17 protein-coding genes are annotated in these 24,008 nt (G+C 67.9%); 11 read left to right on the forward strand and 6 right to left on the reverse strand.

Annotated elements, in window-relative coordinates:
* Positions 1-31: 31 nt before the first annotated feature.
* Positions 32-7,267, forward strand: a complete 7,236-nt coding sequence (locus ACZ7KI_RS12870; RefSeq protein ID WP_470273314.1) for an amino acid adenylation domain-containing protein — start codon at positions 32-34, stop codon at positions 7,265-7,267.
* Between the two features lie 5 nt (positions 7,268-7,272).
* Positions 7,273-8,190, forward strand: a complete 918-nt coding sequence (locus ACZ7KI_RS12875) for an ornithine carbamoyltransferase (protein WP_470273315.1) — start codon at positions 7,273-7,275, stop codon at positions 8,188-8,190.
* Positions 8,191-8,245: 55 nt separating this feature from the next.
* Here ACZ7KI_RS12875 and ACZ7KI_RS12880 read toward each other — a convergent pair whose 3' ends face one another.
* Positions 8,246-8,494 (reverse strand): hypothetical protein, encoded by a 249-nt coding sequence (locus ACZ7KI_RS12880; protein WP_470273316.1) that lies wholly within the window; start codon positions 8,492-8,494, stop codon positions 8,246-8,248.
* A 76-nt stretch (positions 8,495-8,570) separates the two neighbouring features.
* Here ACZ7KI_RS12880 and ACZ7KI_RS12885 point away from each other — a divergent pair, with 76 nt between their 5' ends.
* The gene (locus ACZ7KI_RS12885) at positions 8,571-9,287 is read left to right on the forward strand and encodes a class I SAM-dependent DNA methyltransferase (RefSeq protein WP_470273317.1); all 717 of its coding nucleotides are present in this window, start codon (positions 8,571-8,573) and stop codon (positions 9,285-9,287) included.
* A 13-nt stretch (positions 9,288-9,300) separates the two neighbouring features.
* On the opposite strand, the gene ACZ7KI_RS12890 is transcribed toward ACZ7KI_RS12885, so the two are convergent.
* Together ACZ7KI_RS12890 and ACZ7KI_RS12895 are read right to left on the reverse strand one after the other, a co-directional pair.
* Positions 9,301-10,548, reverse strand: a complete 1,248-nt coding sequence (locus ACZ7KI_RS12890; protein WP_470273318.1) for an activator-dependent family glycosyltransferase — start codon at positions 10,546-10,548, stop codon at positions 9,301-9,303.
* A gap of 2 nt (positions 10,549-10,550) precedes the next feature.
* A complete protein-coding gene (locus ACZ7KI_RS12895; RefSeq protein WP_470273319.1) occupies positions 10,551-11,846 on the reverse strand; it encodes an activator-dependent family glycosyltransferase in 1,296 nt (431 codons plus the stop codon).
* 250 nt (positions 11,847-12,096) lie between these two features.
* Between ACZ7KI_RS12895 and ACZ7KI_RS12900 the strand changes: the two genes are divergently transcribed.
* A complete protein-coding gene (locus ACZ7KI_RS12900) occupies positions 12,097-13,080 on the forward strand; it encodes an aldo/keto reductase (protein WP_470273436.1) in 984 nt (327 codons plus the stop codon).
* Between the two features lie 77 nt (positions 13,081-13,157).
* Positions 13,158-14,162, forward strand: a complete 1,005-nt coding sequence (locus ACZ7KI_RS12905) for an NAD-dependent epimerase/dehydratase family protein (protein ID WP_470273320.1) — start codon at positions 13,158-13,160, stop codon at positions 14,160-14,162.
* Positions 14,163-14,213: 51 nt separating this feature from the next.
* Here the strand turns inward: ACZ7KI_RS12905 and ACZ7KI_RS12910 are convergent, their stop codons facing one another.
* Positions 14,214-15,290 (reverse strand): pyridoxal phosphate-dependent aminotransferase, encoded by a 1,077-nt coding sequence (locus ACZ7KI_RS12910; protein ID WP_470273321.1) that lies wholly within the window; start codon positions 15,288-15,290, stop codon positions 14,214-14,216.
* A gap of 409 nt (positions 15,291-15,699) precedes the next feature.
* Between ACZ7KI_RS12910 and ACZ7KI_RS12915 the strand changes: the two genes are divergently transcribed.
* From ACZ7KI_RS12915 to ACZ7KI_RS12930, 4 genes are read left to right on the forward strand one after another with little or no spacing between them, the layout of a single operon-like run.
* Positions 15,700-17,217: a tryptophan halogenase family protein gene (locus ACZ7KI_RS12915; protein WP_470273437.1), complete on the forward strand. Its 1,518-nt coding sequence runs from the start codon at positions 15,700-15,702 to the stop codon at positions 17,215-17,217.
* A 41-nt stretch (positions 17,218-17,258) separates the two neighbouring features.
* Complete coding sequence (locus tag ACZ7KI_RS12920; RefSeq protein ID WP_470273322.1) at positions 17,259-17,831, forward strand: flavin reductase family protein; 573 nt, start codon at positions 17,259-17,261, stop codon at positions 17,829-17,831.
* A 31-nt stretch (positions 17,832-17,862) separates the two neighbouring features.
* Complete coding sequence (locus tag ACZ7KI_RS12925) at positions 17,863-19,059, forward strand: pyridoxal phosphate-dependent aminotransferase (protein WP_470273323.1); 1,197 nt, start codon at positions 17,863-17,865, stop codon at positions 19,057-19,059.
* A gap of 22 nt (positions 19,060-19,081) precedes the next feature.
* The gene (locus ACZ7KI_RS12930) at positions 19,082-20,086 is read left to right on the forward strand and encodes a methyltransferase domain-containing protein (protein WP_470273324.1); all 1,005 of its coding nucleotides are present in this window, start codon (positions 19,082-19,084) and stop codon (positions 20,084-20,086) included.
* Between the two features lie 81 nt (positions 20,087-20,167).
* Here ACZ7KI_RS12930 and ACZ7KI_RS12935 read toward each other — a convergent pair whose 3' ends face one another.
* Positions 20,168-20,368, reverse strand: a complete 201-nt coding sequence (locus ACZ7KI_RS12935; RefSeq protein WP_470273325.1) for a hypothetical protein — start codon at positions 20,366-20,368, stop codon at positions 20,168-20,170.
* A 160-nt stretch (positions 20,369-20,528) separates the two neighbouring features.
* Between ACZ7KI_RS12935 and ACZ7KI_RS12940 the strand changes: the two genes are divergently transcribed.
* Together ACZ7KI_RS12940 and ACZ7KI_RS12945 are read left to right on the forward strand one after the other, a co-directional pair.
* The gene (locus ACZ7KI_RS12940) at positions 20,529-21,683 is read left to right on the forward strand and encodes a sensor histidine kinase (protein ID WP_470273326.1); all 1,155 of its coding nucleotides are present in this window, start codon (positions 20,529-20,531) and stop codon (positions 21,681-21,683) included.
* On the forward strand, positions 21,680-22,357 hold the full coding sequence (locus ACZ7KI_RS12945; RefSeq protein ID WP_470273327.1) for a response regulator: 678 nt from the start codon (positions 21,680-21,682) through the stop codon (positions 22,355-22,357). The genes ACZ7KI_RS12940 and ACZ7KI_RS12945 overlap by 4 nt, the downstream gene beginning before the upstream one ends.
* A gap of 65 nt (positions 22,358-22,422) precedes the next feature.
* Here ACZ7KI_RS12945 and ACZ7KI_RS12950 read toward each other — a convergent pair whose 3' ends face one another.
* On the reverse strand, positions 22,423-23,064 hold the full coding sequence (locus ACZ7KI_RS12950) for an LmbU family transcriptional regulator (RefSeq protein ID WP_470273328.1): 642 nt from the start codon (positions 23,062-23,064) through the stop codon (positions 22,423-22,425).
* Positions 23,065-24,008: the final 944 nt, after the last annotated feature.

Below are 24,008 nucleotides of genomic sequence, written 5' to 3' on the forward strand. Positions count from 1 at the left end.
ATGGCGAGACCACGAACCGCGGTGGTGTGTCGTGAGTGAATCCGAGTCCCGCCGGAACGAGGGTACGGCCGAAACGGACGGGCGTGCCTCCGGCCGTGGTTCCCGGCTGCTGCGGGACCGGCTGCGACGGCGTGCCGACGGCCAGGCCACGCCCCGGCCGGTCATCCAGGTGGCCCCGCGTGACGGTTCGCTGCCGTTGTCGTTCGCCCAGCAGAGGCTGTGGGTTCTCGATCAGCTTCGCCCCGGTGGCACCGAATACCTGATGCCGATGGTCTTCCGCCTGCGCGGTGATCTGTCCTCATTGGACATCCAAGGTGGTCTGGACCGGCTGGTGCGACGGCAGGAGGTCCTGCGTACCCGGTATCCGGTCGACGGGCACGGGGATCCGGCGCAGGTCATCGACCAGCCGAGCGGGGTCGAGCTGGCCTTCAGCGATCTGACCGGAGCCGGTGAGGACGAGCTGGACGCGTTGCTGCACGCCGACAACAGCCGCCCGTTCGACCTGGCCACCGGCCCGGTGCTGCGAGCGAGGCTGATCCGGCTGGGGCCGGACGAGCACGTGCTCGCACTGGTGATCCACCACATCGCCGCGGACGGGTGGTCAGGCAGCCTGCTCGCGCGGGAACTGGCGGCGCTTTGTGCCGGTGCGGAACTGCCGGAACCCGAGTTGCAGTACGCCGACTTCGCCGCCTGGCAGCGGGCACACGCGTCCGATGAGCGGTTCGACCGTGAGCTGGACTACTGGGTGACGCGGCTGCGCGACCTGCCGAAGCTGGAACTGCCGACGGATCGGCCACGGCCCGCCGTCTGGGAACCAGCCGGTGCCACCGTCGAGTTCGAGCTCCCGGCGGAGCTGGTGGCCGGCGTGGCCGAGCTGGCGGTGAAGCACCAGTCGACGAAGTTCATGGTGTACCTGGCGGCCTTCTGGGCCTTGCTGCACCGCTACAGCGGGCAGATGGACTTCGCCATCGGCAGCCCGGTGGCCGGGCGGACCCAGGCCGACACCCACGACCTGATCGGCCTGTTCATCAACACCCTGGTGCTGCGCGCGGACCTGTCCGGCGACCCGGACTTCACCGAGTTGCTCCGGCGGGCAAGGGACACCGCCATCGACGCCTTCGCGCATCAGGACGTGCAGTTCGAACGCGTGGTGGACGCTCTGGTGGTCGACCGCGACCTGTCCACCCATCCGCTGGTCGGGGTGAACTTCATCCTGCAGAACAACGAGCCGTTCCGGTTCGAGGCGGCCGGGGTCACCGGCGAGCTGGTCCCGGTCGAGCAGCGCCAGGCCCAGTTCGACCTCACCTGGACACTGGAGGAACGGGCCGACGGCTCGGTGCTGGGCCTCGTGACCTACGCCCACGCCCTGTTCGACGGGGACACGGCCCGCCGGATGGGCGCCCACTACGCGCGCCTGCTCACCGCCGCGGTCGCGGATCCCGCCGCGCGGGTCGGTGAGCTGCCGTTGCTGAGCGACGCGGAAACCGCCGCGCTGATCCGGCCGCCCGCCGGCACCGCGGAATCCGGGCGCGGCCTGCACGACCGTTTCGCCGAGCAGGCAAGGCAGCGCCCGGACGCGGTGGCCTTGACCTTCGAGGGCACACACCTGTCCTATGCCGAACTGGACGCCCGCGCGAACCGGCTGGCGCACCGGCTGCGGTCGGCCGGGGTCGGGCGTGCGGATCTGGTGGGGATCTGCCTGAACCGCGGCATCGACATGATCGTCACCCTTCTCGCCACGCTGAAGAGCGGTGCGGCCTACCTGCCGCTGGACCCGGCGCACCCCGCCGAGCGGATCGACTTCATGGTCGGTGACGCTGGGGCCAAGGTGGTGGTGACACAACAGGAACTGCGCGACCGGGTGGTCGCGCGGGCGCCGATGATCGTGCTGGACGAGCAGGCCGAGCGCGACCTGCTGGCCTCCTTTCCCGACGAGGCACCGGTGGCGGGCACCGGACCGGACGATCTCGCCTACGTCATCTACACCTCGGGCTCGACCGGTCGCCCCAAGGGCGTGCAGGTCACCCACGCCAACGTGGTCCGGCTGCTGACGGCGAACGAGGAGGAGTACAGGTTCGGCCCGGAAGACGTGTGGCCGCTGTTCCACTCCTACGCCTTCGACGTCTCGGTCTGGGAGATCTGGGGCACGTTCCTGTACGGCGGCAGGCTGGTCGTCCTGTCGCACGACGTCACCAGGTCCCCGTGGGACTTCGCCAAGCTCATGGCCGACGAAGGCGTCACGGTGCTCAACCAGACGCCGTCGGCGTTCCGCAATCTCGTCGAGCTCACCGGCCGCGACGAGCCGATGCTCGACCGGCTGCGGTTGCGCGTGGTGATCTTCGCCGGGGAGAAGCTCGACGTGGGCATGCTCAAGCCGTGGTGGGACCACTTCGGCGACCGCGCGCCGGTGATGGTCAACAAGTACGGCATCACCGAAACCACCGTGCACGTGACCTATCGCGTGGTCGAGCCCGCAGATCTCGACGGGGAACGCAGCCCCATCGGACGGCCGATGCGTGACCTCACCCTCTACGTGCTCGACGAGCGCCTGCGCCCGGCGCCCATCGGCGTGCCGGGGGAGATCTACGTCGGCGGGCCGGGCGTCACCCGTGGCTACCTGAACCGGCCGGCGCTGACCGCCTCGCGGTTCCTGCCGGATCCATACGGTCCGCCAGGTGCCCGCATGTACCGCTCCGGGGACAAGGCCAGGGTGCTGGCCAACGGCGACATCGGCTTCCTCGGCCGTCTCGACAACCAGGTGAAGATCCGCGGATTCCGGATCGAGCTGGGGGAGATCGAGTCCTGCCTCGCCGAGCACGCCGAGCTCAAGGCCGCGGTGATCACCGTGCACGAGCCCGCCGACGGCAACCGGGAGCTCGTGGCCTATGTGGTGCCCAAGGACGGCACCACGGTGACCGTGCCGGAGCTGCGCGCCTATCTCGGTGAGCGGCTGCCTGCCTACATGGTGCCCGGCATCATCATGGTGGTCCCGAAACTGGCGCTCACCGCCAACGGCAAGCTCGACCGCCGCGCGCTGCCGAGCCCGGACCGGTCGCGGCAGGACCGGCAGGAGACGTTCGTCGCCCCGCGGGACCCGGTCGAGCGCGCCATGGCGGCGGTGTGGGCCGACGTGCTGAACGTGCGCCAGGTCGGGGTGCACGACAATTTCTTCGCCTTCGGTGGTGACTCCATCCATGCCGTCCGGCTGGTCGGCAGGTTGCGGGCCGAGGGCTTCGAGTACTCCGTGCAGGATCTGTTCCGTCACCAGAGCATCGCCGAGCTCGCCGCGTCGGGTGCCGGTTCCGGTGTGGACGAAAACGGTGGCACGCCGCCGTTTTCCCTGATCGGTGCCGAGGACCGGGCGAAGCTGCCGGAGGACGTGGTGGACGCCTACCCGTTGGCCAGGGTCCAGGCGGGCATGGTCTACGAGATGCTGGCCGATTCCGGCCGCAACCTCTACCACAACATCACCAGCTACCTGATCCGCGACGACGGCGAATTCGATCCGGTGGCGTTGAGGGGCGCGGTCGAGCACGTGATCGCCAACCACGAGGTGCTGCGAACCTCGTTCGATCTGGCCACCTCGCTGCAGCTGGTGCACGCCGAGGCCGAGCCGGAGTTCGCGCACGAGGACCTGCGGTCCCTCGCCGCGGCCGCCCAACAGTCCTATTTGGACGATTTCCGGGCGCGGGAGCGGGCGCGGCTGTTCGACCTGGCCACACCGCCGCTGATCCGCTTGCACGCCCACCGGGTGGCCGACGACCGCTTCTTCCTCTCACTCACCGAACACCACGCGGTGCTCGACGGCTGGAGCCACAACTCGATCGTCTCCGAGCTGATCGCCGGGTACCGGGCCCTCCGCGCGGGTGACGCGCCACCGGCCGCGCCCGCCACCTCCATCCGTTACGCCGACTTCATCGCACAGGAGCAGCGAAGCCTGGACGGGACCGAGGACCGCGCGTTCTGGGCCGAGCGGCTGAAGGGATCGGCCAAGCTGATGATCCCGGCCGCCTGGGCCGATCCCGACGGGCCGGGTGACTACCACCTGCGTGTGCCGTACCGGCATCGGGAAGACCGGCTGCGGCACCTGGCCGGGCTCGCCGGCGCCTCGCTGAAGAGCGTGCTGCTCGCCGCGCACGTGGCGGTGTGGCGGACCGTCGCCGGGAGCGACGGGTTCCACTCCGGCCTGTTGTGCAACGGCCGCAGTGAGGTCGAGGGCGGGGACCAGGTCCGCGGCATGTTCCTCAACCCGGTGCCGCTGGTCGCCCCGGCAGGCGCGCGGACCTGGCGTGAACTGGTCAGTGCGGTGTTCGCCGAGGAGGTCGCGCTCTGGCCGCACCGCCGGTTCCCGATGCCGCAGCTGCAGGTGGAGTTCGGTGGTGGCGACCGGCTGATCGACGTCGCCTTCAACTACCTCGACTTCCACGTGCTGGACCGGAGTGCGGTGGACACCGAGGGCAGCACCGACATCAGCCTCAACGAGTTCCCGTTGTGCGCCTTGACCGACAGCGGCGACCTGGTACTGGTGGCCAAGTCCGACCGGATCGGGGAGCGGTACACGGGCCTGCTCGCCGAGATGTACGAGCGGGTGCTGGAACTGATGGCCGCCGATCCCGAAGGCAGCACCGCGGTTTCGCTGCTGCCACCGGACGAGAGGGCCGCCCTGCTGGCGCAGGGCAACGCGAACGACGCGGAGCCGCCCGCGCTCGGCGTGCACCAGCTGATCGCCGCGCGGGTGGCCAGGACACCCGGCGCGATCTCCCTCGAACGCGGTGACGAGCGGCTGACCTATCAGGAGTTGTGGGAGCGCGCGGCCGGCTTCGGCGAGCGGCTCCGCGCACTCGGCGTGGGTCCGGGTGATCTCGTCGGGATCTGGCTGCCGAAGCGGGCCGACTTCGTCGCGGCGGTACTGGGCGTGGTGAACCTCGGCGCGGCGTACGTGCCGGTGGATCCGCTGCATCCGGTCGACCGGATCACCTCGATCCTGACCGGTGCCGGCGTCACGGCGGTGGTGGCCGACGAAGAGGTCGCCGGCCTGCCGCCGGTCGTCGTTCCGGCGACGGTGACCGGGGTGCGCGATGCCCCCGTACGGCCCGCCGATCCGGAGGAACTCGTCTACGTGGTGCACACGTCGGGTTCCAGCGGGCGGCCGAAGGGCGTCATGGTGCGGCACCTGGCGTTGGCCGAGCGGGTGCGCTCGATGAGCCTGGACGTGGACCTGGGGCCGGACGACGTGGTGGTCAGCGTGGTGCCCACGATGACCGACGTCTGGCAGACCGACGTGTTCGTGTCGCTGGCCGCCGGAAGCCGCCTGGTGCTCGGGGACGCCGACGCGGCGCGGGATCCGTTCTCCCTGGCCGCTTTGCTTCGGGCCCGCGGCGGCACGCTGATGCAGGCTTCGCCCACCACGTGGCGGATGCTGGACGAATCGGGCTGGACCCCGCCTCCCGGCTTCCATCGGATCTCCGGTGGTGACTCGCTGGGCGCGGAGCTGATCGAGCGGTTCGGGGCCACCGAAGCGGGTGTCTGGGACATGTACGGCCCGGCCGAGGCGACCCTCTTCTGCTTCGGCAGCCGGTACACCGCGGCCGGGGGAGCGGTCTGGGTGCCTGCCACCAACACCGCCTCCTATCTGCTCGGCGACGATCTCGAACCGGTGCCGGTCGGGGTGCCCGGCGAGATCTTCGTCGGCGGGGCCGGCCTGGCCCGTGGTTACCTCGGCCAGCCGGGCGCCACCGCGGACGCCTTCCTTCCCGATCCGTTCGCGGGGACCCCTGGCGGCCGGATGTACGCCACCGGCGACATCGGGCGCAGGCTCGCCGACGGCCGGATCGAGATCCTCGGCCGCCGCGACCACCAGCTCAAGATCCGGGGTTTCCGGGTCGAGCTGGGCGAGATCGAGGCCGCCCTGGCCACCCATCCCGGGGTGCGGGTCGCGGTGGTTCACTCGGTCGAGGATCACGACGGCGCCAAACAGCTGGCCGCCTATGTGATCCCGGAGGGGGAGGAGGTCCGACCGGCGGAACTCGCCGCTTTCGTCGCCAGGACCCTGCCGGGCTACATGGTGCCCACCTACTTCGTGTCGATGACGGAGTTCCCGCGGCTGGCCAACGGCAAGGTGAACCGCCAGGCGCTGCCCGATCCGGGAGATCTCCGCCAGGCCGCGGTGAACACCTACGAACCCCCGGAAGGGCCGCTGGAGCAACGGATCGCCGAGGTATGGGCGGAGGTGCTCGGCGTCGAGCGGGTCGGTCGTGACGACGACTTCTACGCGCTGGGCGGCCATTCGCTGCTGACCATGCGGATCATCACGCGGTTGTCCAGGAAACACGACATCGAGCTGACCTTCCGGGATTTCCTGCGGCACCGCACCGTGCGGGAGCTGGCGGGCACCGTTTCGGCGGCGGGCGAGCAGTCGTCGCTGATCTGGCTGGGGCGCACCGGTGACGCCACCCCGCTGTTCTGCGTGCACCCTGGTGGCGGCAGTGCGCACTGGTACCGCGACCTGGCCGAGGTCTACGCAGCGGACCGGCCGCTCGCCGCGTTCGAATGGCCGGGCCTGCACAGCTCGGCGCCGGCTCCGGACAGCCTCGCCGAGGTCGCGGCCACCTACGTGGCGGATCTGCTGGCCGTCCGGCCGGTGGGCCCGCACCACGTGCTCGGCTGGTGCGGCTCGAGCGGTATCGCCTGGGAGATGGCGCGTCAGCTGCGGGACGGCGGCCACGAACCCGAGCTGATCCTGATCGACCCGATCGAGTACCCCTCCACCGGGGTGAACCCGCTGGCCGAGAACGTCGCCGTGCTGCGCCGGGCGGAGTCGTTGCTGCAGGCGCTGCGGGACGTGCCGGAAGGTGCCGGGCGGGACGCCGCGAGGGCCGAGCTGGTCGAGGTGCTCCGCGCCATCGTCGACGACGGCGACACGGTGTTCGAGCCGGACGAGCTGGACCTGGATCTCGTCCACAGCTGGACCGACCGGCTGCGGTCGTGGCGCGAGATGGCCGAACTCCGGCTGCATTACCGGTTCCCGGAGTACGCCGGTCCGGTGCACATCCTGGTCTGCGCCGAACTCGCCGAGGGCGGTTACCAGGACATCGTCGGCCAGTCGTTCGACGGTTATCTCGACCAGTGGCGCGGGCTGGTCCGCGGCCGGGTGCGGGTCGGCCGCATCCCGGGGGACCACCGCAACGCGTTGTTCCCGCCGCACGTCACCACCCTGGCCGACCGGCTCGCCGCCATCATCGATCGTTCCGACGACCCCGAAGGGTGAACGACATGTCCGGACACGTCATCTCGTTGCGTGATCTGACCGATGCCGATATCGAGTGGATCGTCCGGCGCGGCGCGCAGCTCGCCAGTGATCGATCTTTCTGGGGAGAATCCTTGCGAGGCAAGGTAATCGGCGTCTACTTCAGCAAGACCTCCACCCGCACGCGTACCGCGTTCACCACCGGTGCGCTGCGGCTCGGTGCCAAGGTGGTGGCCTACGGTCCCGGCGATCTGCAGCTCAACACCGGCGAGTCGCTGGAGGACACCGCGCGGGTGCTCGGCGGAATGCTCGACGGCCTCGTCATCCGGACCGCCGGCCCGGTCTCGGAGATGCGCACGTTCGCCGAACACTGCCCCACGGTGGTCAACGCGATGAGCGAGGACGAGCACCCCACCCAGGCGCTGGCCGACCTGGTCACGCTGCGGACGTGGTTCGGCCGGATCGCCGGGCTGAAACTGCTCTACGTCGGCGAGGGGAACAACACCGCCGCCGCGCTGGCGCTGGCGCTGCCCCGGTTCCCCGGGGTGGAACTGGAATTCCGCACACCGAAGGGGTACGGACTGTCCGCGGAGGTGCTCGCCGACGCACGTGCGCTGGCGGCCGCGCACGGCAGCACGGTCGCCGAACACCACGACATGGAATCGCTGCCCGCTTCGGTGGACGTCGTGTACACCACGCGCTGGCAGACCACCGGGACCAGCAAGCCGGATCCGAACTGGCGCCAGGACTTCGAGCCGTTCCGCGTCGACGCCCCGGTGATGGCGAGGTACCCGGATGCCCGGTTCATGCACGACCTGCCAGCCCACCGGGGTGAGGAGGTCACCGCTGACGTGCTGGACGGGGCGGTCAGCCTGGCTTTCGATCAGGCCCAGCACAAACTGCACAGCGCGATGGCGGCGCTCGAGTGGTGCCTTGGCCGGTAAACGGCTCCGTGGACCAGGTGGGGACCGGCGGATCCACGGAGCTCGGCGCGGGTCCCTACCGCTTCTTCTTGGACAGCTCGACCACCCCGACGACCACCAAGGCCGCCACGATGACCAGCGCGGGAAGCAGCACGGCCATGGTGCCCGTCTGCTTGCCGAAGACAGTGGTGAACAGGCCCCCGTGGTCGTCGCTGGCGAGGTATTGCACGAGCGGGATCACCCCGAGCGGGATCGCGGCCAGTACGGCGACGGTCTGCACCACCTCGTGGGTCTTCTTATTGCTCTGCCCCGAGCCTTTCGCCATTGCGATTCCTTCCCCTTCAGTCGGCTACGGAGTCACGGTATCAGATCGTGACCAAACGAGAACCAGGGAATTGATTGTGTACGAACGGGACTACGTCGAGGTCTATGACCTGATGATGCGTAACCGGGGCAAGGATTACGAAAGTGAATCCGCCGAGGTTCGCAGCTTGATTCTGGCGCGCGCCCCGGCGGCGGACTCGCTGCTGGATGTGGCCTGCGGAACCGGCTTGCATCTGCGACACCTGGTGGACTGCTTCGAGCGAGTGGAAGGCGTCGACCTGTCCGCGGACATGCTCGCGGTGACCAAGGAGATTATTCCGGGAATACGCCTGTCCCAGGGCGACATGCGCAGCCTCGACCTCACGGCCCGATTCCACGCGATAACGTGCATGTTCGCCATTCCGCACCTGGAATCGGCGACGGAACTCGAACAGGCTGTGAAATCCATGGTGAACCATCTGGAACCCGGCGGGGTATTGGTCATCGAACCGTGGTTCACTCCCGAAGAATTCCGTGCCGGCTATATCGCCAGCGACGTGATGAAGCACGACGGCCGGGTCGTGCACCGGATCTCGCATTCGGTGCGGACCGCTCCTGACCGGATGCGGATGACCGTACACGTCGCCGACGCGGCCGCCGAGCGTGGCATCCGGCATTTCACCGAAACGGTCGACATGTCACTTTTCACCGACGCCCAGTACGAAGCGGCCTTCGCCGCCGCAGGATGTACCGCGGAGTTCGTCGCGCGTCCGTGCTTCACCCGTGGTGTCTGGGTGGCGCAGCGGCCTGGCTGATCGGCACGTGCGCTCAGCTCGCCCCGACGGAGGCCAGTGACTCCAGGGCGCCGGTCAGTTCGAGTGGCGAGGGAGCGCGCCGGATCTCCTGGCGCAGCCGGACGGCCGACTCGGCGAAGCCCGGCTCGTCGAGCAGGCGCAGCAGGTGGTCCCGGACGGCGGGCCCGTCGATCGTGCTCGGCTCCATGGCGAGGCCGGCGCCGCCGAGGGTGAACCGGCGTGCCAGTTCCGGGGCGTCGAACTCCCACGGCAGCACCAGTTGCGGCACCGCGTGCCGCGCGGTGGTGAGCAGGGTGCCGGGCCCGCCGTGGTGGATGACCGCCGAGCAGGTGGGTGCCAGCGCCTGCAGCGGCACGTACGGCACCACCCGGACGTTCGGCGGGACGTTGGCGAGTCCGGCCTGTGCCGATTCGGCCAGCGTGATGACCACTTCGACGTCCAGCCCGGCGACGGCGTCGAGAATCGTCTGCACCTCGATGTTGTAGCTGCCGAACCGGGCGATGTTGGTGATGCCGAGCGTGATGGCCACCCGGGGCCGCGACGGCGGCGTCCGCAGCCAGTCCGGTACCACGGCGCGGCCTCCGTAGGGCACGTACTGCATCGGCAGGTAACGCAGGCCCGGCGCCGCCATCCGGATCGAGTCCGGCAGCTGGTCGACGGTGAACTGCCCGGTGACCAGTTCCTCGCTGAAGGCGAAGCCGTACCGCTCGGCGTAGGCCGCCAGCCAGTCACCGAGCGGGTCGGGGCCGCCGGACCCGGCGAGCCGCAGAAAGTGGGCCCTGGTCTCGCCGAAAACGTCGACGCTCCACAGCAGGCGGCCGTGTGCGGCACCGCAGGCCTCGGCCGCGAGCGGACCGGCGAACGTGTTCGGCTCCCACAGCACCAGGTCCGGCCGCCACTGCCGGGCGAAGGCCACCAGATCCGGGACCATCGGGAAATTGGCCATCTTGTGCCACCAGCGCACCACCGATTCGTACCCGCCGCGCAAGTACTCCGCGTCGGCGCGTTCCGGGAAGGCGGCCACGTCGTACGGCGGCAGGAGGCCGGTGAGCAGCGAGGCCGGTTGCGGCCGGAGCATCCGGGAGAACCCGTCGTCCCGGCCGACCGGTACGGCGGTCAGCCCGGCGCCGGTGATCACGTCGGTCAGGTTCGGCGTGCTGGCGACCCGTACTTCGTGCCCCGCGGCGCGCAGGGCCCAGGCCAGCGGAACCATCGACAGCAACAGGCTGCGGTCGGAGTAGGTGGTGAACAGAACGCGCAAGGTCAGCTCCCGGAACGGTGGACGAGGTCTTCCAACTGGGCGACGACCTTCGCCGGGCTGGGCATGACGAGCATCTCGTCGCGCAGTTTCGCCGCGGCGGCACGGAAACCGGGCTCGGCAAGCAGGCGGGCCACGTGGTCGTGGACCTTGGCCTCGGTCACGTCGGTGTAGTACTCGGTGAGTCCGGCACCGTAGTCGGCGAGGCGGTTGCAGACCGGCGGGTTGTCGTGTTGCTCGGTGATGGTCAGCTGCGGCACGCCGGCCAGCGCCGTGGTGTTGAAAGTGCCGAACGCGCCGTGGTTGACCGACGCCACGCAGGTCGGCATCAGCGCGTTGAGCGGGACGAAGGACGCCATGCGAACGTTGCCCGGCAGCGGGCCGACCTCCTGCTGGACCTTTTCCGATACCGTCGCCACGATTTCGATGTCCAAATCGGCCAGCCCGCGGAGCAGGTCACCGGCGGAGACGGGATAACCGCCGAACCGGTTGACCGCAGAAATGCCGAGCGTGAAACATACCCGTGGCTTTTCCGGTGGTTCCCGTAGCCAGTCGGGTATTACCGAAACCCCATTGTAGGGAACGTAGCGCATCGGCAGGTAGTCGATGTCGGCCTTGAGTTGCAGCGGGGTCGGGTATTGGTCGATGGTGACGTTCCCGGTGACCATGTCCTCGGAGAACTCCGCCCCGTGTCCGGCGGCCGCGGCGGCGAGCCAGTCGCCGAGCGGGTCGGTGCGCCGGTCCGCGGGCTGCCGCGCGGCCAAGGTCCGGAAATGCTGCCTGGTCTTGCCGAAAATGTCGACGCACCAAGGCATCCGCACGTGCGGTACGCCGATCGCCTTGGCCGCGATCGGACCGGCGTAGGTGGCTTGCTCCCAGATCACCAGGTCCGGCCGCCACTGGCGGGCGAAGCCGACCACGTCGTCGATCATGGTGTCGTTGATGACCCGGTACCACCGGCGGACCACGGTCTCGTATCCGGACCGCAGGTGGTCCCACGAGACGTCCTCCACCGGGTCGTCGGCGGTGTCGAACGGGGGCAGGTCGACGGCGCGAACCTGGCGGTACAGCTCCGGGTTCGCCTTGGCCACCCGGGGATTGAGGAAGCGGTCGGCGATCTTCCACAGGTTGTGGTCCCGCCCGACCGGCACCGCGGTCAGGCCGCTGCCGGTGATCACCTCGGTGAGCGCGGGTTGGCTGGCGACCCGCACCTCGTGGCCCGCGCCGATCAGTGCCCAGGCGAGCGGAACCATCGCCTGGAAATGGGTTTTCTCCGAGTAGGTGGTGAAAAGGATGCGCATGCTCGCTCCGCGTTCGATGGGGGCCCGGCAGGCGATACGTCCCGCCGGCGGGACGTACCGGTGCGCTGGTTCGATTCGTGGTGGCCGCCGAGGCCACCATGTTAGTCTTCCTCATATTCCAGTCGTGGAGCGCGAGTCCGGCGAAATCATCTTTTCGACGTTGGCGCGGAAATTTCCGTAGCGCGTTTCACCTGTGCACATATGCCCGCCTGAGCAGTCAAGGTCAGGATGGAAAAACATGCGGCAGAAAATGACAGGCGAATATCTGAGATTGAGCAGGATTGGGTTTGGCTGTACGTCGATGTCGCATGGTCGGCTCCCCTCCGCCGACGAACAGGCCGAGGCGATCCGCGTGATCCACCGGGCGATCGAGCTCGGTGTCTCGCTGTTCGACACCGCGGACATCTACGGTCCCTACACCAACGAGCGGCTGCTGGGCCGCGGGTTGAAACGACGGCGGGACAAGGCGACCATCGCCACCAAGGTCGGCCTGGTGGCGCAGCCGGACGGCAAGCTGGCGCGCAACGGCCATCCCCGGCACATCCGGGCGGCCTGCGAGAATTCGCTGTCCCGACTGCAGACCGACGTCATCGACCTCTATCAGTTGCACCGAGTGGATCCCGAGGTGCCGCTGGAGGAGACCTGGGGCGCGATGGCGGAGCTCGTGCACGCGGGCAAGGTCAGGGGGCTGGGCATTTCCCATGCCAGCGTCGAGGAACTGGACCGGGTGCACGCGCTGTTCCCGATCACGGCGGTGCAGTACGAACTGTCCATCTGGGCCCCGTACGCCAAGGACGACGTGCTGGGGTGGTGCAAACGCACGGACACGCCCTTTCTCGCCTTCTCACCGCTCGGACGCGGTTTCCTCACCGGCCAGGTGGCTCATTCCGACCTGTGCGGTGAGGACGCGCGAAACCGTGACCCCCGGTTCACCGCGCAGGCCTTCGCGACGAATCAGGCCATTGTGGACGGTTTGCGCCGCGTGGCCGATCGGCTGGACTGCACCGCCGCCCAGGTCGCCATCGCCTGGATCCTGGCGCAGAGCGATCTGGTCGTGCCGATTCCCGCCACCCGGCGGTTGCGCTGGCTGGAGCAGAACGTGGCGGCCGCGGACCTGAAGCTCAGCACCGAGGATCTGCGGGAACTGGCGGAGCTGCCGGAGGCCGTCGGCCGGATGCGCTGGGACTACGCCCGGTCGAACAGCGCGGCACCGGCGGCGCACGCCGGTCAGTGAGCGGACGCGACGCGGGCCGCGGCCGGGATTCGGACACGCCGTCTTTGTCTCACCCCTCGACAGGACAAGGAGAACCCGTGACAAACAGTCAGGCGAAGCCCCTGGTCACCGTGCTCGGCGCGTCCGGCCTGCTGGGAACGGCCGTGGCAAGGGAACTGTCGAGCCGGAACGTGCGGCTTCGGCTGGTTGGGCGCCGGGCCACCGCGGTACCGGCGGGGCATCGCGCCGAGGTCGAGGTCCGACGGCTGGATCTCACCGAACCGGGCGCGGTGGCCGAAGCGGTGGCGGGGGCGGACGTGGTGCTGCACCTGGTGGCCCATATCGCGGGCTCGGCCACCTGGCGGGTCTCGTCCAACAACGAGTTCGCGGAGCGGGTCAACCTCGGCCTCGTCCACGAGGTGATCGACGCGCTGCGGGCCAGACGGCGGACCGGCCAGCCGCCGATCATGGTTTTCGCCGGATCGATGTCACAGAGCGGAAAAATGGTCAGCGAGCGGATCACCGAGTCGTCGCCGGACGAGCCGCTGACCACCTACGACCGGCAGAAGATGGACGCCGAGCTGGCCATCAAGGCGGCCACGGCCGAAGGGGTGCTCCGCGGCATCACCCTGCGCCTGGCCACTTTGTTCTCGCAGGGCACCGATTCCACCACACTCGACAAGGGTCTGGTGTCGGTGATGATCCGGCGTGCGCTGGCAGGCCGCGAGCTCACCATGTGGCACGACGGCACCGTGACCAGGGATCTGGTCTGCAGTGACGACGTGGCCAAGGCGTTCGTCGCCGCGATCGACCACGCGGACCGGCTGGCCGGACGGCACTGGCTGGTCGGCACGGGACGGGCGACCGGCATCGGCGAGTTGTTCGCCCGGATCGCCGAGGCCGTCGCCGAGGTCACCGCCGCGCCAACGGTGCCGATCGTCACGGTGAATCCGCCCGAGCACTCCAGTCCCACCGACTTCCTGGATTTCACACTCGACCCCACGGCCTTCCGCGAAGTCAGCGGGTGGCGGCCGGAGGTCCGGTGGGAGGAAGCCGTTGCCCGCGCGGCCGCAGCCATCGCGGTGGAGACCGGTCAAGGCTGAGGAAAGGGACGGCATACCACCTGTTGGCCAGACGTCCGGTGATGCTCCTCCCTATCTCGCCTCGGTCCAGTCGCCGGCTTTGGCGATGCGGCGCGTGGCCTCATGGACGACGTGTGCCGGGACGTCGAGGGCGACGCGTACATAACGGTCCCCTCCGGTGGAGAAGAACTTCGTCGCCGGTGAGAGCAGCACACCGGTCCGGCCGAGCACACGATCGCGGTAGGCGGGGCCGCGCTCACCGGTCACGGGCGTGATGTCGGCCAGCAGTGAACGCCCGCCCGCCGGCCGGAAGCAGTGCAGGCCGAGGCCGCCGAAGGTCCGCATCAGCCGGTCCCTGGCTTCCTGGAAGCCCGGGACCGGGTTCCATCTGCCGGATTCGAGGATCTGCGAGTTAACCACGGCTCGCTGGAGTGCCGCCGGTGCCTTGGTGGCGACGGTGTCGTGCACCACGCGGAAGGCACTGGTGTGGCCGGGGTTCGCGCGCACGTAGCCGAGCGGCCAGTCGTAAATGCCCAGTGCCGCGGAAAGATCGCCGAGCACCACCGCGCGGTCGGTGACATCGGCGGCGGAGAGATGCTCGGCTCCGTCGAACACATATGGGGCAAGGGATTCATCGCTGATCAGCGGCACGTTCCAGTGCGAGCACAGTTCGCCGACGGCGGCCAGTTCGGCACGGTCGAAAACCCGGCCGGTCGGTTCGTGGGGCGTGCTGAGCAGGACGGCGCGGGTCCGCGTGCCGAAGGCCGCGGACAGGTCGGCCGCCACGATCCGCCAGTCGGGCGGAGTCAGCCGGACGAACTTGGGTCGCAGCCCGGTCCCCTCCAGCAGCGCCACGGTGTGCTGCCGGAATGGCTCGACCACAACGACTTCGTCACCAGGCTCGGTACAGGAGAGCAGCAGGGCGTGAAGGGCGGCTGTTCCGCCCGCGGTCACGGTGAGCTCGAGTTCCGGGTGCGCGGGAGTGGCGAAGGATCGGGCCAGCAGCCGTCGCAGCCCGTAGTCGCCGGCGGGATCGGTGCCCGGGTCGACCCGGGCCCGCAGTGCGCCGCACACCGCGTCGATGAGCCGTACCGGGGCAAACGGGGCCGCGGGCACATCGCCGCTGAGGTCGGCACTGACCCCGGACACCGGGGGCGAGGATCCTCCGTGAGCCGCCGTTTCGCCGGGGCGGAATCGAAGCCGCGCGTCTCTTTCGATCAAGGTCATGATTTGCGCCTCCGCGATGAGCGATCTGGCACCGGCGGAAAAAGACAGGGGTGGCCAGTGCGCCAAGCCTACGGCAAAAGTGGCGGGCTCCAGAGTTCCTGTCCCGCTAGCGGGACGACGGCATTGTCCGCGAAAATGGTCGGATATCGCCGGATTTCCACTGGCGCTTGGCTTCCCGACGTCGGCGATGCACACTCGCGAGCGAGCCCTTTTCCAACGGGCGGGCCGGACATCGGCCGCCGGTCCGCGTCGACCAGGTCGCGCGCTCGCCCGTATTCCGTTTCCCATCGAGATTTGAGGGAGTTTTGTGGTGGTTGGTTCGGTTGTTGTTGTGGGTGGGGGTACTGCTGGGTGGATGACGGCGTCTTATTTGAAGGCGGCGTTTGGGGGTCGTGTCGGGGTGACGTTGGTGGAGTCGGCTGGGGTGTCGCGGATTGGGGTGGGGGAGGCGACGTTCAGTACGGTTCGGCATTTTTTTGATTATTTGGGGGTTGATGAGGCGGAGTGGTTGCCTCGGTGTGCGGGTGGTTACAAGTTGGGGATTCGTTTTGAGAATTGGCAGGGTGGGGGTGAGTATTTTTATCATCCGTTTGAGCGGTTGCGGGTGGTGGATGGGTTTTCGTTGGCTGATTGGTGGCTGGCGGTGGGTGATCGTGGTGTGCCGATGGATCGTCAGGTGTTTTTGACGACGGCGTTGAGTGAGGCGAAGCGGTCGCCGCGGCGGTTGGATGGTTCGTTGTTCGCGTCGGGGTTGGATGGGGGGTTGGGGCGTTCGACGTTGGCGGAGCAGCGGGAGCAGTTTCCGTATGCGTATCATTTTGATGCGGATCGGGTGGCGGAGTTTTTGTGTGAGTATGCGGTGGCGCGGGGTGTGCGTCATGTGGTGGATACGGTGGATGAGGTGTTGCGGGACGAGCGTGGCTGGATCGGTGGGGTGCGGACGGCTGGGCATGGTGTGGTCACGGGTGATTTGTATGTTGATTGCACGGGGTTCCGGTCGTTGTTGATCGGTCAGGCGTTGGGGGAGCGGTTCGAGTCTTTTGAGGATGTGTTGCCGAATAATCGGGCGGTGGCGTTGCGGGTGCCGCGGGATGATGTTCGGGAGATGGATCCGTATACGACGGCGCGGGCGTCGAGTGCGGGGTGGATGTGGACGATTCCGTTGTTCCGTCGTAATGGTCATGGTTATGTGTATTCGGATGCGTTTGTTTCGCCGGAGGAGGCGGAGCGGGAGTTGCGGGAGACGGTGGCTCCCGGTCAGGACGATCTGGAGGCGAATCATATCCGGATGCGGATTGGTCGGCATGCGCGGTCGTGGGTGGGTAATTGTGTTGCGGTGGGGTTGTCGAGTGCGTTTGTGGAGCCGTTGGAGTCGACGGGGATCTTTTTCATTCAGCATGCTGTCGAGCAGTTGGTGAAGCATTTTCCTGGTGCGGGGTTCGATCCGGTGGTGGTGGCGGCTTATAACGATCGGATCGCGCGTGCGGTGGATGGGGTGAAGGAGTTTTTGGTGTTGCATTACAAGGCGGCGGGGCGGGATGACACGCCGTATTGGAAGGAGGCGAAGATCCGGTCGGCTCCGGGTGAGTTGCTGGAGCGGATGGAGCTGGCGCAGAGCCGGTTGCTTGATGAGGAGACTATTTATCCTCATTATCATGGGTTTGAGAGTTATTCGTGGACGGCGATGACGATGGGTTTGGGTCATCGGCCGAAGACGCCGGCGCCGGCGTTGCTTCATCTCGATCCGTCGAACGCGTTGGCGGAGTTCGCGAAGATCAAGGCCGAGGCACAGGAAATGGTCGCGGCACTGCCCAGCTGCTACGAATACCTCGCCAGCATCAACGACTGAAATGGCATGAACCAGGTTGTTCCGGACCAGAAAGCGGATACATGGAACCCAGCACGGTAGAAGCGAAGAACGGCGGCGAGCCGGACGAGGAGCCGCTGAGCACGGATACCGAATCCGCCGTGGTGCCCACCGCGTTCCGCGGGTTCATGAGTTCCTATTTCACCGGCGTGACGATCGTCAGCGCGCTGGACGGTGAGAGCCGGCCGCACGGGTTGACGTGCAACTCGCTGATCAGCGTGACCCTGTCGCCGCCCACCCTCCAGGTGTGCCTCGACCTTCGGAGCGGGACCTTGGCGGCGCTGCGGGAAACCGGTGGCTTCGCGGTCAACCTGCTGCACGAAGGCGGAAAGGGGACGGCCGAACTGTTCGCCTCGGCCGAGCCCGACCGGTTCGACCAGGTCGTCTGGGAACGCTCGCCGGTGCTCGCGCTGCCGTGGCTGGTCAAGGACGCCTACGGAATCGCCGAGTGCCGCGTCTCGGAGATGATCGAGGTCGGCGACCACGCGATGGTGTTCGGCATCGTGGCTCATGTGGAGAGCAGCCACGCCAACCCGTTGCTCTACGGACGTCGCGACTTCTTCGCCGGTGTCCGCTCGGAGTCGATGTTCGCATGATCGAGACGAACCCAGCGCGGAGGCGGATCGCATGACTGAGAACGGCACTGACGGCACCGGCCCGGTCCGGGAGTTGTACGCGCGGCGAGTGCGCGATCTGCCGGACGGCGGGCTCGTCACCCTGCTGGGCGGGGGACGGGCCCGCGACGCGGTGGACCTGGCCACCGGCACCCCGGCGGCACCGCGGCCGGCGGACCGGCTGGTCGACGCGGCGTGTGAGGCACTGCGGTCGGGCGTGCACCAGTACGAGAACCCGGCAGGCAACCGCGAACTGCGGGCCCGGATCGCCGCCTCGTTCACCACGCCCGCGGATCCGGACACCGAGGTGACGGTCACCGTCGGGGGCACCGAGGCGTTACTGGTCGCCTTGTTGTCCACAGTGGACCCCGGCGACGAGGTGGTGGTCTTCGAGCCCTACTACGACAACTTCCTCGGCGCCATCGCGCTGGCAGGCGCACGCCCGCGGTTCGTCCCGCTGCGCGGCCCGGACTGGCGGTTCGACGAGGCCGAGCTCGCGGCCGCGTTCGGCAGCCGGACGAAGGCGGTCATTCTCAACACACCGCACAACCCGACCGGCCGGGTGTTCACGCGGGCGGAACTGGACTTCGTCGCCGCGCTGTGCGAGAAGTGGAACGTGGTGGTGATCAGCGACGAGGTCTACGCGACCTACGTCTTCGACGGCCGGGAGCACCTTTCCGTCGCGGACATCCCCGAGCTGGCGCCGCGCGCGATCGTGGTGGGCAGCCTGTCCAAAAGCCATGCGCTCAGTGGCTGGCGCATGGGATATCTGCGAGCCGCGCCTCAGCACACCCACGTTCTGCGTCAGGCCCATATCGCGATCACCGGCGGTACCGCCGCGCCGCTCCAGCGAGCCGTGCTGGATTCGGGGGTGCTCGAGCCAGGTGCCTGGCAGCCTGCCGGGGAACTGCAGCGGGCGCGTGACCGGCTGACCGAGGTTTTCTCCGGGCTGGGCCTGGAATGCGGCCGTTCGGAGGGCGGCTGCTACTTCATGGCCGACGTGCGTCCGGTCGGCAGCGGCGACTGCCGCGCCTTCGCCAAGCTGATGCTCGATCACGCCGGTGTCCTGGTGGTGCCGAGCACGGTGCTTTTCAACGACCCTCGTGACGGCGAGCCCTACGTTCGCGTCGCCTTCAACAAGTCGGACGCGATGATCACCGAAGCGGCGTCGCGGATCAAGCGGCAGTCGCTCTGGCCGCGTGCCCACTGAACACAGCCTGGGAGGCAGAACCTTGAGTACCGCTACAGACACTGACCGAGCCGGTCTTTCGGCCGCCGAAATCTTCAACTCCGCCGTGGCGGCCGCCGCGATCGGTGCCGCGTGGGAGCTGGGCGGGCTGGACGAACTGCGGCGCCACGGGGTGCTCGACGTCGACGCCTTCGCCGCCGAAGGCGACCTCGATCCCGCGTCCACCATGGCGATGTTCCGGGCACTCGCCTCGGTGGGCATCGTCGTGCGGGACAACGGCAAGGTCCGGCCCGGACCGGCGTTCGACGAGGTGTACGAGGCCAAGCCGATGTTCTACTGGCTGTGCCAGGGGTCGGGGGACCTGCTCACCACCATGCCGTCGATGCTGCGCAACGCGCACCGCGTCGGGCGGTTCTACCGGCGGGACGCCAAGGCGGTGAGTTACGCCAGCCGCGCGGCCAACACGGCCTTCTTCGACCCGGTCTTCTGGGAGGCGATGTCCAGGGTGGAGGGCGGGCTCACCGCGGTGGCGGACCTGGGCTCGGGCAGTGGTGAGCGGTTGATCCAGATCGTGGAGCGTAATCCCGGGGTGCGCGGGCTCGGGCTGGACATCGCCGAGGCGACCATCGAGATGTCGACCGAAGAGGTCCGCCGGCGCGGGTTCGCCGACCGCATCTCCTTCCTCGCCGCCGATGTCCGGAAGGTGGGCCCACGGCCCGAATTCGCCGACATCGACCTGCTCACCTGCTTCATGATGGGCCACGACCTGTGGCCGCGCGACAACGCGATCGCGTCACTGCGCCGGCTTCGCGAGCTGTTTCCCGGGGTCAGGCGGTTCCTGCTGGGTGACACGGTGCGGACCGTTGGCCTGCCCGACGACAGGATTCCTGTGTTCACGCTCGGGTTCGAGGTGGCGCACACGCTGATGGGCCAGTACATCCCGACGGCGGACGAGTGGCTCGAGGTTTTCGCCGAGAGCGGCTGGAAGTGTGTCGGCAGGTGCGTCAGCGACGTCCTGGCGGGCACGGTCGTGTTCGAACTGGAGTGAATGGGGGCGGCACCTCGGGGCGCTACTGGGGGAGAGCGCCCCGAGGTGCCGCTGTGGAGACCCCCGGCCCGCTGGTCGTGTTCACTTCTGGCGCGGCAGGACCTTGAACGCCGGGTCCAGGATCTGGTTCAGGATGTCGGTGGTGAGTCTGCCGACGGTATCCACCCGCACGGTCAGGGATCGAGCGAAAGTGTCGTCGAAATAGGGCTGCGATCCGAGGTGGACTTCTTCGTCGCCGAACAGCGGCGAACCGGCCACCGAAGACGTCGTGGAATTCCTCATGTCACCAAGTTAATCGCCGCTATCGGCTGTGTGAATCGGACCAAGGTCGAAATGTGGACGACAAAAGTCGGCGATTTCCGCGAGTGGTTCATCCCAAAGTCGTAGCCGGCACCGCCGATCTCCGGATTTCGCCGGCCGTTCGGGAGGGAAGGTGGGTAGCGTGAACAATCGGCGGGAATTGCCGGCCGATGCCGCGGCTTTCCTGCTTGCCGCGGGCTACGGGGTGGCGATGTCTTTGTCGCTTTACGACACCTCGTTGCCACCGACGCTGATCGTGGTCGAAACGCTGACCGGGGTGGCCGCCTGCGCCGCACTGGTGTTCCGCCGCCGGTGGCCGGTGCTCCTCACGGTGGCCTTGGTTCCGTTCGCCTCGTTCTTGCTGCTGGTACAGGGCGCGCTCGTGGTCACCTTGTTCACCGTCGCGGTCCGCTGCTCCTTCCGGGTCAGCGTCGCGGTCGGGCTGCTGTGCCTGGTCACCAATCCGGTCTACTTCTCCCTGCGGCCCGATCCCGACGTTCCGTTCCGGATCGGTGTGCTGCTGGGCAGCCTGTTCTGCGTCACGGTGATCGGCTGGGGAATGTTCGTCCGGTCCCGGAAACAGCTGATCCTGTCGCTCCAGGACCGGGCGGAACGGGCGGAGGCGGAGGCCGTGCTGCGGGCCGAACGCGCCCGGCGCCTGGAGCGCGAGCGGATCGCCAGGGAGATGCACGACGTGCTCGCTCACCGGCTGTCCCTGCTCAGCGTCTACGCGGGTGCGCTGGAGTACCGGCCGGAAGCGCCTAGCGCGGAGATCGCCAACGCGGCCGGGGTCATCCGGAACAGCGTCCATCAGGCGTTGCAGGAGGTGCGGGAGGTCATCGGGCTGCTCCGCACACCGGCCGGGGACGGCGAGGACCGCGATCAGGTGGAGAACCGCCCGCAGGCCACCCTGGAACGGCTTCCGCAGTTGATCGAGGAGTCGAGGCAGGCGGGCATGGCCGTCACGTTGCGCACTTCGGTGGCCGATCTCGCGGCGGTGCCCGATCCGGCTGGCCGCAACGCCTACCGCATAGTGCAGGAGGGGCTCACCAATGCCAGGAAGCACGCGCCGGGGCTGGCGGTGAAGGTGACCGTGGACGGTGGCGAACGGGAGGGGTTGACCCTCGAACTGCGCAACCCGCTGGCCGGCGGGCCGGACCTGCTCGCCGCACCCGGAACCGGGAGAGGACTGATCGGGATGGCCGAACGAGCCACGCTGGTGGGCGGCACGCTGGAGTACGGACCCACCGGCACCGGTGTGTTCCGCCTGCGGGCGTGGATTCCGTGGGCGACATGACCGCTTCGCCCGCTGGGCCCATCCGGCTGCTGATCGTGGACGACGACCCGCTGGTCCGCGCCGGCCTCTGCCTGATGCTGGGTGGTGCCGAGGATCTGTGTGTCGTCGCGGAAGCCGCTGACGGGTGCGAGGTGGCGGCCATGGTGGACGAACACGCGCCGGACGTCGTGCTGATGGATGTCCAGATGCCGAAGATGAGTGGCCTCGCGGCCACGGAACTGCTGAGGGGCAGGCCGGACGCGCCCGAAGTGGTCATCCTCACCACGTTCAACACCGACGAGCACGTGTTACGGGCCCTTCGCGCCGGGGCGTCCGGGTTTTTGCTCAAGGACATGCCGCCCGCCGAAATCGTCGGCGCCGTGCGCAAGGTCGCCGCGGGTGAGCCCATCCTGCCGCCCGCCGTGCTGCGCCATCTCATCGCCCGGGTATCCACCGACGCCGACGCCTGCCGTCCGGCTCGGGCCCGGCTCGACAAGCTCAGTGAGCGCGAGCACGGGGTGGCCATGGCCATCGGACAGGGTAAGTCGAACGCCGAGATCGGTGTCGAACTGCATATGAGCGTGGCGACCGTGAAAACCCATGTGTCCCGCATCTTCAGGAAGCTGGAGCTGAACAACCGGGTGCAGATCGCGTTGCTCGTCCGCGACGCGAACCTGCTGCGGGACGAGCCCTGACGGGGAAAGCCCGTCCGGCTCCCTTCCCATGGGGGCATGGGAAGGGAGCCGGACGGGCTTTCCGGTCAGATACTGGGCGATGTCGAGTCGAGGACGGTGTCGTCGGCCGGTTCCTGTACCGCGGCCGCGGCGTCGTCCAGGATGCTGACCATCCAGCTGAGCAGGTCCTGCTGGGTGGAGGAGGCGGCCTCCAGCCACCGTTCCTTGCGGTCGGTGGGCACCTTGAGCTCGATGTTCATGATCGCCAGGTTTTCGCGCGTGTCCTGCCGGAGCGCCTTGCGGCTGGCTCGTACCCGGTTGCGCAGTTCGTTGCGTGACCACTTGAACCGCTCCGCGCGGTCGAGCCACTCGTCCTGGTCCTTCTCCGGCAGGCTGGTGAGCTCGGCGTGGTGCTGGAAACTCAGTCCCGGCCGTCGCCGGTCCGGGGTGTACCTCCGCGCGACCCAGGCGTAGTTGCGCAGGGTCTGGTAGTCGAGCGAGGTCTTCTCGATCGCGCGCATGTAGAGGTCCGGATACTGCGCCTGGCCGTAGATGAGCCAATCGCCCAGCCACCAGATCGAAGATTCGGAAATGACGAAGATTTCACTTCCGATTCGCCGCCAGTCGTCGAGCGAGATCTTCGACGGCAGGTTGAGGCTGGTCCGCCGGGTGACCGACCGATTGGTCAGAATGCGTCTCGCGCTTTCGGCGTCGTGGTGGGGTGGCATAGACGGCGTTGTCGCCACTCTATGCCCTTTTTCGGCGACTCCTTTGTCCTTCATGATTTTGTTGTTCCCCCCATCAATATCCTTGAAAGACCTGTCCTGAGCGGTGCGGATCAGCTTGGCTGCCCAAGCCGTCGAACGGAATGGATTCCGGTCGGCTCGTGAATGGAAAACGCGGCGACGATCGTCTGTCGTCACCGCATTGTTGAGCCGCATTATGGAAGAGGTCCAGACATTCCGCATCGGCCATGGGTGGCGCGGTCGCGGGACGGCATGCCGGAGCGACGCCGTTGTGCAGACGTGTGATGCGATCATCCCCCAGATAGCTGTTTCTCGGCGCGTTCGGCACCTTCGGCGCGGGGCCGTCCGCCATGGACAAGCGTCCGCCGGGTATCCGCTGACGGCGTCGAACACCATCGACCGGCCGACCTGCCGTTCCCTGGCGGCCTACCGGTTCATCCCCAGTCGATCAATCGGTCACCGCGGCATTCGGTGTTTGCCGGACTGTGGCTCCGATTCATGAAATCAAACTTTTCCAGGTATATCTATTCAAGCATTCATCACCCATCACCCCAGTAGACATGGATGTTTGCTTAAAGCTATGCCTGTTTTCTTTACTATAGCTACGGCGAGTCTAGCAGCGACCTTGGATCATGACAAGAACGGACCTAACGGACCTATCGGCGACCGGTGCAGGCGTCGCGGAAGCCGATCCATTGTCCGCCGTGGCTACCGGCGAGTCGCATTTGTCGTTAAGCAGGCGTGTGTCTCGCGTGGCGGGACAATCCCGGCGCGGTAGCCTTCATCGGCCGGTCGGACGTGGTTCGAACGGACCACAGGACGGCGGCCGGTCGAACAGGTGTCGCCGGATGACCGGCAAGGCCACTGTGAAATTTCCGTGTGGTCGATGAAGTGAACCGTGTTTACGGGTGATGAATTCTTTGGCC

Source organism: Amycolatopsis sp. NPDC039088 (assembly GCF_055598845.1).